5 protein-coding genes are annotated in these 9,775 nt (G+C 64.6%); 4 read left to right on the forward strand and 1 reads right to left on the reverse strand.

Annotated features, from left to right (window positions below; translation table 11 throughout):
• Positions 1-905: 905 nt before the first annotated feature.
• From AC5RK6_RS07335 to AC5RK6_RS07350, 4 genes are all read left to right on the forward strand, one after another.
• Positions 906-2,027 (forward strand): ABC transporter ATP-binding protein, encoded by a 1,122-nt coding sequence (locus tag AC5RK6_RS07335; RefSeq protein WP_279058247.1) that lies wholly within the window; start codon positions 906-908, stop codon positions 2,025-2,027.
• A 400-nt stretch (positions 2,028-2,427) separates the two neighbouring features.
• Positions 2,428-3,081 (forward strand): low molecular weight protein-tyrosine-phosphatase, encoded by a 654-nt coding sequence (locus tag AC5RK6_RS07340; RefSeq protein WP_320757987.1) that lies wholly within the window; start codon positions 2,428-2,430, stop codon positions 3,079-3,081.
• Entirely contained in the window at positions 3,078-4,181 is a 1,104-nt protein-coding gene (locus tag AC5RK6_RS07345; RefSeq protein WP_435730944.1) for a hypothetical protein, read from the forward strand. Before AC5RK6_RS07340 ends, AC5RK6_RS07345 begins: the two co-directional genes overlap by 4 nt.
• Before the next feature lie 160 nt (positions 4,182-4,341).
• On the forward strand, positions 4,342-5,040 hold the full coding sequence (locus AC5RK6_RS07350) for a hypothetical protein (protein ID WP_320757989.1): 699 nt from the start codon (positions 4,342-4,344) through the stop codon (positions 5,038-5,040).
• Positions 5,041-5,206: 166 nt separating this feature from the next.
• Here AC5RK6_RS07350 and hrpA read toward each other — a convergent pair whose 3' ends face one another.
• Positions 5,207-9,730, reverse strand: coding sequence for an ATP-dependent RNA helicase HrpA (hrpA, locus tag AC5RK6_RS07355; RefSeq protein WP_435730943.1), 4,524 nt, complete (start codon positions 9,728-9,730; stop codon positions 5,207-5,209).
• Between the last annotated feature and the right edge of the window lie 45 nt (positions 9,731-9,775).

Genomic DNA, 9,775 nt, shown 5'->3' on the forward strand with positions numbered 1-9,775 from the left:
TCTTTGCTCCGTCGAAGCCCCAAAAAAAACAAAGTGGGCGTGAGAGTACCGTTTCGGGATGATTTCGTGTTCTTTACGCCCACTGCGCGGGATGTGTTGTCTGGAATGCGGACTTTGAGGAGGAGAGAGACCCGGTCGGCTAACAAAATGTACATGGGTGACAGTTTTTCCGCGATTTAATGTCCGTGGCGTACACTCTGCGGCCGGTCCGGTCCAAAATGTACATTCTGCAGCCTCGACGCTTGAAACTGACCCACTTAACCGACCCCGGCCGGGGAGGGGTGTTTTTCCGCGGTGTACTTCGCATGTACGACATCTGCACTACAGCTCGGAAAACACATAGCGCCCCGGCAGGGGCTCGTGTGACTACTGGTGCTCATGATTTCCGTGAGATTCGCGCGGGCAGATCCCTCGGCGGCCCAAATCAAAATGCAACGGCAGCTACGTTAAGAAATTGTTTTGATGCCATCAGGTTGCATTCTGCGGGGTTCGCTGTCGTGGGGTTGCACTTCGTGGCCCTGCTAGGCAAGTAACACCATGCGTAGATGGCTAGCTCCGAACCCGAGAAAAACCTGGAAGCTTTGCGCAAAAAATGGCAGCGGAGCTGGAAATCCGCGCCCGCTCCTGGCAAAATTGAGTATGTCGCACAGGGCGACTGTGTCAGAGTGGACACTCTGAAGTCACAGCATTTGTACATTGCCCGGGTATCCGGGCGCGGGGGCATTGCGGCCTGTTAATGGCTTCGTGGTCTCAGGGGATTGGCGGCCTTTGGGTGCGCCGGTACCGAACGGGTTGCGCTTGCCGGATGGGTGTCGTCGCCCCGCAACTGCTGGAACTTCGGGTGCCCATCACGGCACTCTTCACTCGGATCGTCCGGCACGTACCTGCCGGTGAAGGGACCAGTAATGGCATCTGTTACATTTGAGAACGCATCGCGTATCTACCCGGGGTCGGATACCCCGGCTGTCAATCAGCTCAACCTCGAGATTGCTGACGGGGAATTCCTTGTTCTTGTTGGCCCGTCCGGCTGCGGTAAATCAACGTCGCTGCGCATGCTGGCCGGGCTGGAAGATATTAATGACGGGCGTATTTACATTGGGGACCGTGATGTCACCAATGTTTCGCCCAAGGATCGCGATATCGCGATGGTGTTCCAGAATTACGCTCTCTACCCGCATATGTCGGTGGCGGAAAATATGGGCTTTGCGCTCAAGATCGCGCGCACCCCGAAGGAAGAAATCGATAAGCGCGTCAAGGAAGCCGCCCAGATCCTCGACCTGACCGAGTATTTGGATCGCAAGCCGAAGGCGCTTTCCGGCGGCCAGCGCCAGCGCGTGGCGATGGGCCGCGCGATTGTGCGCAACCCGCAGGTCTTCCTCATGGACGAACCGCTCTCCAACCTGGACGCGAAGCTCCGCGTGCAAACCCGCACCCAGATCGCAACTTTGCAGCGCCGCCTGGGCACTACCACGGTGTACGTCACCCACGACCAAACCGAAGCGCTGACCATGGGCGACCGCATCGCCGTGCTCAACTTCGGGGTTTTGCAGCAGGTGGGCAGCCCGGATGAGCTGTACAACCGGCCGCAAAACGCTTTCGTGGCGGGCTTCATTGGCTCGCCGGCCATGAACCTCGGCACCTTCAATATTGAGGGCGACGCCGCAGTTCTCGGCCAAGCGCGCATCCGCCTCCCCCGCGCGGTCATCGACGCGATCACCCCGGATGACAAGGGTAAGGTGATCCTGGGCGTGCGCCCCGAATCCTTCACGGAGCTCACGCGTGAGCCCGGGGAAAGCTCGGTGCCGATCGTGGTGGATATGGTGGAGAACCTGGGTTCGGATAACTACGTCTACGGTGAGATTGCCGGCGTGGAGAAGTCCGGCTTCGGATCGGGCGATGGCTCCTCTCAGGTGGTTGTGCGTATCCCACCGTTTAAGGCCCCTGCGGTGGGTGACACCGTGTACGCCACCCCGAATCTGGATGCTATCCATGTATTCCATGCCGGGGATGGCACGCGTATCAACTAGCCGGGGCCGGCACCCGCATCGCCTATCTCGAGGTAGTACTCGCATTAATGAGGCGCTGCAAGGCTGCTAAGGCGGTGGCCTGATTCCCAGGGCCGGGGCGCACGCGCCCCGGCCCTGCGTCGTCGTTGTAGATAAATGACGCAACAACTAAGCCGTGTATGAAACGTAGCCCGCGCATATCGTGGCGAAAATCACGTACTTTCAGCTGCGATTATGCGTAATCGCGGCGCGGAACTGCTCGGATGTGACTTTTCCGCAGTTCAACACGGGTGATCCGGGCAGCCCGCTCACACGTGCCCGGGCGTTTCTATCCCGGGATTCTGCATACTTTCAGCGTAGTATGCACTCGATGAGACCTACTGCTCAAAACTTTTCAGGCGCGGTGCCTAGACTTGCCAGCATGACGGAAAGTGCCACTCCCGCTGCCTACCCCGGTGCGGGCGTCGTTCGCGCGTTGGCGGAACGGCCCCGCATTCTTGTTGTCTGTACCGGGAATATTTGCCGATCTCCCATGGGGGAAATCGTGCTGCGCCAGCGGTTGCGCGAGGCCGGTATCGATATTGCGGTGGCCTCCGCGGGGGTGTCCAACGAGGAGGCGGGCAACCCGATTTACCCGCCCGCCCAACGCACCCTCACCGAACACGGTTATGACCTGCCTGAACGCCACCGGGCTCACCGTGTTACCGCCGATGAGCTGGAAAATGCCGGACTGATTCTGGCCATGACCACCGGGCACGCGCGGGCCGTGCGTCGGCTATGCCGTTCCCTCTCACTTTCCCTGACCAATATTCACCTGTGGACCGAGTTCGCGCTGCCGGAGGTAGGGATCGCGCCGGAGGGCGTATTCGGGCACGGCGGGGTTCTTTCCGACGATGCCGGGCGCGCCTCGGGGCGCCAGCACTCTTCCGATTTTTATTATTCATCCGGCGAGTACGATGTGCCCGATCCGTGGGGTGGCTCGGCGCGCGAATTCGAAGCGACGCTCAGCTGCGTGGAAGCCGGCTCAGAGCGCCTGGTGGAGCTGCTGCGCGGCAATCTGCCCGCAGCGCAGTGAGCACTCAGCCCGCGGTGGGCATTCAGCGCGCGGCGCGTACCCGTATATTTATGCGGCGGCGGGGCGTATTGTTCGGCGCACTCGCGGTGCTCTTGAGCGCCCTGGCTCTGCTGGCCGTGCGCCACATCCTGGCTACCACCTACTATTCGCCCGCGGCCGTGGCCAGCAGATATATGGCCGCGCTTGAAGAAGGCCGCGCTCGCGATGCGCTGGGCCTGACCGATCCCGGCGCGCTTTCCGGCTCTCTCGCCCTGCTGAGCGACGAAGTCTATCGCGCTGTCCCGGGCCGACCTGCTGATTTCCAGGTGCGCGAAACCCGCCGTATCGAAACCGAAACCGCCGTGCGCGTGGACGGCGTTGTTAGCTACAACGGAACTCAAGAACCCCTGAGCATCACTCTGGTGCGCCGCGGCACCACCGCGATCCTGAGTCCGCGCTGGCAAGTGAGCAAGGGTGCCCTCGGACAGTTGCGCGTGGAGCGCGATGCCGATCAGACTTCCAGCGGCGGCGCCGCGCAAGCTTCCGCCGGCACAGGCTCCACTCCTCCCGCTCTCACCAGCATCAACAACGTGCCCGTCGCCCTCTCGCCGCAGGAATCCGCCCCGGCTTTCCCTGGTGATTACACCGTGGCGGCACCCGGCGATTCGCGCTACCTTACCTTCGGGGCCGGCGCCACCGCCGCGGTGCGGCCGGGCCAGACCGCGACCGCGCGTCTCAGCGCCCAGGCCACCCCTGCCGCGGGTGACCGCGCGGTGGAACTGGTGGAACGTCTCGTGGAAAGTTGCGTACGCGGTGATGGTACGACGACGCCGCCGGCTGGCTGCCCGGCCGCTTTCCGCAAGGACCGCTCTTTTGGGGACACCCGCAAAGAGAAGCTGAGCTGGAAAGAGAAGCCGCAGGTGAGCGCGGCTGTGGAAGGGCTGGGTGGAACAGTGAGCGTGCGGGGAGGCCTGCTGGAGCGCAGCTATGAGTGGCGGCTTGTTGCCCCGTTGAGCTGGGAGAAGCGTTCGGATATCGCGCGGGTTTTCGAGCGGGAGCATACGGTGCGCTTCCGGGTGGAGAACGGGGATGTGGTGCTGGAAAGTGAAAGCCTGCGCTAGCCCGGGTTACCATGGAAAGCGCGGATTGACCCGCGAAGGCGCTGCCGGCACGCAGCGCGGCCGGAGCACCCGCGAATAGCGAGGTACCAGAAACCGCCTGCAAGTAGCGGCGCGCGGATAACTGCTGGCGACTAATTATGCGAGGGAAGAGGAAGGACGTATGAGCACCAACGTTGTGGCTGAGATTTGGCGGGAAGGCAACCTCCCGGCGGCGCGGCCTATCGATCATGCCCGGCGGGTATGCACCGGTACCCTGTGGGGTCTGGGCGCGGGCGTGGTGCTCGGACTTATTGCCTTCCCGAATGCCCTGGTCGGTTCGCGTGCGCTCTACCTGATCCCGGCCTTCGCGGTGGTGGCGTTGCTGCTGGCGCTGCCCTGGCTGATCCGCGATAAAACGCCGGCCGCGCCTGGCGTGGATGTGGTTGCCCGGGTACTGGGCACCGACGAAAGCCGGCGGATGCGCACGGTCGGCAATAGCCGCCGCAAGCAGGCGCTTATGGTGCCGGTGGTGGTTCGCCCGGTGGATAAATCCGCGGATTTCCGCACCGTTATCGCGGTGCATGGCGCGGAACAGGCCGGCTTCGCCGAGAGTAAGCCCGGCACCCTGCTCCCGCTGCGCCAAACAGAAAAGGGCTACGGCGGGCTCGCCAACGTGGAGGAAGCCAGCCCGGAACAAGAAGCCCTCATGCGTTCCTTGGAACAGCGCCCCAAGCTGCTGCCCAATACCGCGCCCGTGCTCCCGTTCAAGCCGCAGTCCCTCGACCGTGTCACCACCGGGGACCAGCTGGAATGGTGGGGTGGAATGATTGCTGGCGCGCTGCTCGCCGCCGTCATCATGGGCATCGTCAGCCTGCTGTAATCCCAAGAAGTACGACGACGCATTCCGCTCCGGCGGGGCGGGGTGTTTTTCCGAGGTGTACTTCGCATGTACGACAAATGAAGTACAGCTCTCACAACACATAGCATCCCCGCTGGGATTCTTGTGACTTGTGTGAATTTTGAGATGCACGCGGCTCTTATGGAGCTTAGCTAGCCAATAGCTTCTGGATGCGCTTGACGGAAACCTTTTCCTTGGTGCCCAGCTGCTGGGCGAAAAGCGAGACGCGCAGTTCTTCCAGGAGCCAGCGGGCGTGGTCGAGCACCCGAGCGCGGCCCGGATCGAAAGCCGCGTAGCTGGCTTCTGCTCGGGCACTTTCCACCGCGTCCGCCGCGGTTTGCACCTGCCAGGCGAGCGAATCATCAGCTGCCGGATTCACCGCGGCCTTCTCAATGCGCAGCTTCGCGGCCTGGAGATAGCGCGGCAGATCCCAGAAGCGTGCTGCCGGCGTGGCCCGCACAAAATCGGCGGGCATGAGTGCATCCAGATGAGCGCGCTCGTCGCTCATGGTGGCAAGCAGTGCCACCGAGCGGTTATCTCGCACCAGCTGCTCCACCTCCGCCCACGCAGCCGCGGCCTTTCCCGCGCCCTGCGCGATGAGGAACACTTCGTCCTCGAACTCGTCACGAGCCCAGGACTGCAGTTCCTCAAATTCGCGCCCGGAACGCAACTCCTCCGGACTGGCCTCATTGGCCGCGCCCCAACGGTCGGCGAGATTCCGCGCCGCCGCCCACTGCAGATCTGCCACCAACGCCGCTGTAGAAGGTGCCGGGCTACCCGCCAGCTGTAAAGCTAGCTCGCCATCCCAGCGCGAGGTGATCCGGCCCTCGGGCAGCGCCAGGGCATCCGCGAGCAAACGAATCACGCCGCCGCGATGTACTCGCACCTGCTCGCCCGGCTCCGCCACCACATCCAGAACGACCTTTCCGGCGCGGTCAGCGAGCGCCGGATAAGCACGAACCGTCCCGGCCGGGCCCTCGGTTTCAATAACCGCCGGGATAATCCCCTGCTCCACCTCGGGCCAGCCGGTCACAGCATCCCCGGATGCGAGTTCGTCGGCGGCCGTCCCGGCCGAACTGGTGGTGCTGGCCGAACGTGCGGCTGGCGTGCTCGCGGCCGGCGTGCCGGCGGATGGGACGCCCGCAGACTGTGCGCCCACTGAGTGCTTTGTTCCCTGTTGCGTGCCCTGTTTCGCCGCGCTCGGCTTGCGCAACCGCGCCCGCGCTTCGTCGAGGGCCTGTGCCACCGCCCCGGCCACCACGTTCTCCACCGCCTCCTTGGTTTGCGGGGCAAGACTGCGCTGCACATACTCGAGCGACGTCGATTCCTCAAGCACCGCGCCACGCTCCGAACGCACCCGGAAATTCACAGTCAGATGCGCGGGGAGATGTACCTCCTGCCACGCGGCGTCGTCGATCTCAATACCCCGCACGCGGGCCGTGGCCGCGCGAAAAGCGTCCCCGAAAGAAATCGGTTCGCTACCGGACGCGTCGCCGCCGCGCGCGTCGGCCGCGCCACCGTGCACGGCCTCCTCCCAACCGGGCAGCACCGCGCGGATATCGCGGGCCACGTCGGGGGCAGGCACCAGGTTGCGCCGCACGCGTTTGGGCAGCGCACGAATCGTGGCGACCACCAGTTCATCAAGCATTCCGGGTACCAGCCAGTCGAAACCCTCCGGGCGTAGCCGTGGCAGCAACGCGATGGGCACGTCCACGGTGATGCCATCGTTGAAGGAGCCCGGCGCGAAAGTGTAGGTGATGGGCAGGGTGATATCGCCCTGGTGCCATTCGGTGGGGAAGTCCTCTTCGCCGGCGCCGCCCGCGCCACCCAGCAAGAAATCCTGCGTGAAATCGAGCAGTTCGGGGCGTGCGTGCCGTTCCTTCTTCCACCAGGAATCGAAATGCCGCCCGGAGACCACGCTCTCCGGAATGCGCTCCTCGTAAAACGCGGCCAGCGCATCATTATCAGCCACCAGGCCGTGGCGGCGCAGCTTGTCTTCGGTGCGGCCGGCCTCCTCGAGGGCCGCGCGGTTGCGCGCCAGGAACTCGTGGTGGCTGCGCCACTCGCCCTCCACCAGGCCGTGGCGGATGAACATCTCGCGGGCCAGCTCGCGCGCCGCATCCGAACCGGAGGTTGCCAGTAGCACGGGGCGGTCCGCTACCAGGGTCACCCCGTAGAGCATCACCTTCTCGTGGACCATTGCCGCGCCGTTCTTCGCCGACCAATACGGTTCCGAATAGGAACGCCGCACCAGCTTCTTCGCCAGCGGCTCGATCCACTCGGGCTGGATCGCGGCCACGGTGCGGGCGAAAAGCCGGGAAGTTTCCACCAGTTCGGCGGCCATCACCCACTCGGGGGTGCGCCGGTGCAGGCCGGAGCCGGGCCAAATCACGAAATGGGTGCCGCGTGCGCCCAGGTAATCGCGGCTACGCGGGGAATAATTGCCAATATTGGACAGCAGCCCAACCAGCAGGGACCGGTGAATCGCCCCCGACTCCGGGGTATCCGAACCGCGCCCAAGCTCGCGGCAGGCGTGGGCTACCGCCCCGGAATTCGGAGCCCCGCCCAGCTGAGGTGCCCCCGCCCCGGCTTCCTCCGCGGCGCGGATCTGCTTCGAGCTGGGCAGCGCCAGGCGGCGGATCGTCAGCTCCAACGGTCGAGCCATCTGCTCAAGCTGCGCCACCACGTCCGCCCACTCGCGATACCGCAGGTAGTTGAGGAATTCCGCCCGGCACATGCGCCGGAACGCCGAACCGGACAGCTCGCGCGCCTGGGTGCGCAGATAGCGCCACAGCGTCAGGTAGGCGAGGAAATCCGACGAGCCGGCCGTGAAGCGCGCGTGGAATTGATCGGCCTGGGCGCGTTTCTCAGTGGGGCGCTCGCGCACATCCTGCACCGACAGCGCCGCCACCAGCACCAACACTTCGGAAGCACACCCGTTGCGCTGCGCTTCGATAAGCATGCGGCCCAGCCGCGGGTCGATAGGGAGGCGCGCGAGCTGGCGCCCGATGGCGGTTAGCCGCGGGGCGTGGCGGCTGTCCGCCCCAAACGCACCCGCAGCGCCATACGTTATCGCCCCGATTTCTTCGAGGAGCTGGGTGCCGGCCCGCACTGCCCGCGCTTCCGGCGGGTCAATAAAGGGAAAATCATCGACGGCGCCCAGCCCGAGCGCGAGCATCTGCAAAATAACCGCGGCCAGGGACGTGCGCTGAATTTCGGGCTGGGTGAATTCGGGCCGAGCCAGGAAATCATCCTCGGAATAGAGCCGGATCGCCACCCCATCCGTGACGCGCCCGCACCGACCCGAGCGCTGATTGGCGCTGGCCTGCGAAATTGGCTCAATGGGCAGGCGCTGCACCTTCGTTTTATTCGAGTAGCGCGAAATACGGGCCGTGCCCGGGTCAATCACGTACTTGATTCCGGGTACCGTCAGCGAGGTCTCCGCAATATTCGTGGCGAGGATAATGCGCCGGTAGGGCCCGGGCTGGAAAATGCGGTGCTGTTCCGCCGCGGAAAGACGCGAAAACAGCGGCAGGACCTCCACGGCACCCGGCGCGCTGGACCTCCCCCCGGGGGCCACATATCTTGCCCCGAGCTCATCATCGAGGGCTTTCGCGGTATCCCGAATCTCGCCCTCTCCGGAGAGGAAGACCAGAATATCGCCCTCGCCTTCCGCCATGAGTTCTTCGGCGGCCGCCACGATTCCGCTCACCTGATCGAGTGCCGCGGCCCGGCCCGGGGTGCGCGGCGCGGCCACGCGCTGCGCACCGGCGTCGTCGTACCGTTCCTCGTGTTCTGCGTCCTGTTCCTCATCGAGGGGACGGTACCGGATTTCCACCGGGTACGTGCGTCCGGATACCTCGATAATCGGCGCGGTGTCGCCGGGGCGCCCGCCCGCGCGGTGCTTGCCGAAATGCGCGGCGAATCGCTCGGTATCGATGGTTGCGGAGGTGATGATGACTTTGAGGTCGGGACGGGCGGGGAGGAGGCGCGCGAGGTAGCCGAGGATGAAGTCGATATTGAGGGAACGTTCGTGCGCTTCGTCGATAATGAGGGTGTCGTAGCGCAGCAGTTGCGGATCGGATTGAATTTCCGCGAGGAGGATACCGTCCGTCATGAGTTTGACGAGCGTGGTGGGGCCCACTTCTTCGGTGAAACGCACCTGATAGCCGACGGCGCCGCCAACTTTTTGCCCCAGTTCGGCCGCGATGCGTTCGGCAACCGAGCGCGCCGCGATGCGCCGCGGCTGCGTGTGCCCGATGAGCCCGGTGATACCCCGGCCCAGCTCCAGACAGATTTTCGGCAGCTGGGTGGTTTTCCCGGAACCGGTTTCCCCGGCGATAATAACCACCTGGTTCGCGGCGATGGCCGCGCGGATCTCCGCGCGCCGGGCGGAAACGGGAAGAGTTTCCGGGTAGGTGATGTGCGGGACAGCCGCTCGGCGCGCCTCGAGTTGCGCCGGGGTGAACGGCCGCGGCCCGCGTGGGGTGCGCGGGTTGCGGTGGTTGCTGCGGGCCTTGCCATTGCGGTGGCCGCGCTTGGAACGACGACGGCGCGAAGCGCCACTTTCCTGCCGGCCGGTCGAGCCATCACCGTTGCGCTGGTGGGTGCGGGCGTGGCGGTTTGCCTCGCCCTTGCCGGAGGGCGCTGCGGGTTCCTGAGACTTATCCATATCGTGCCTCATTATTCCACGCCTTTGTGAGCCGGGGTTGCCCGC

This window comes from Actinotignum sp. usb-actsch-213, assembly GCF_059085665.1.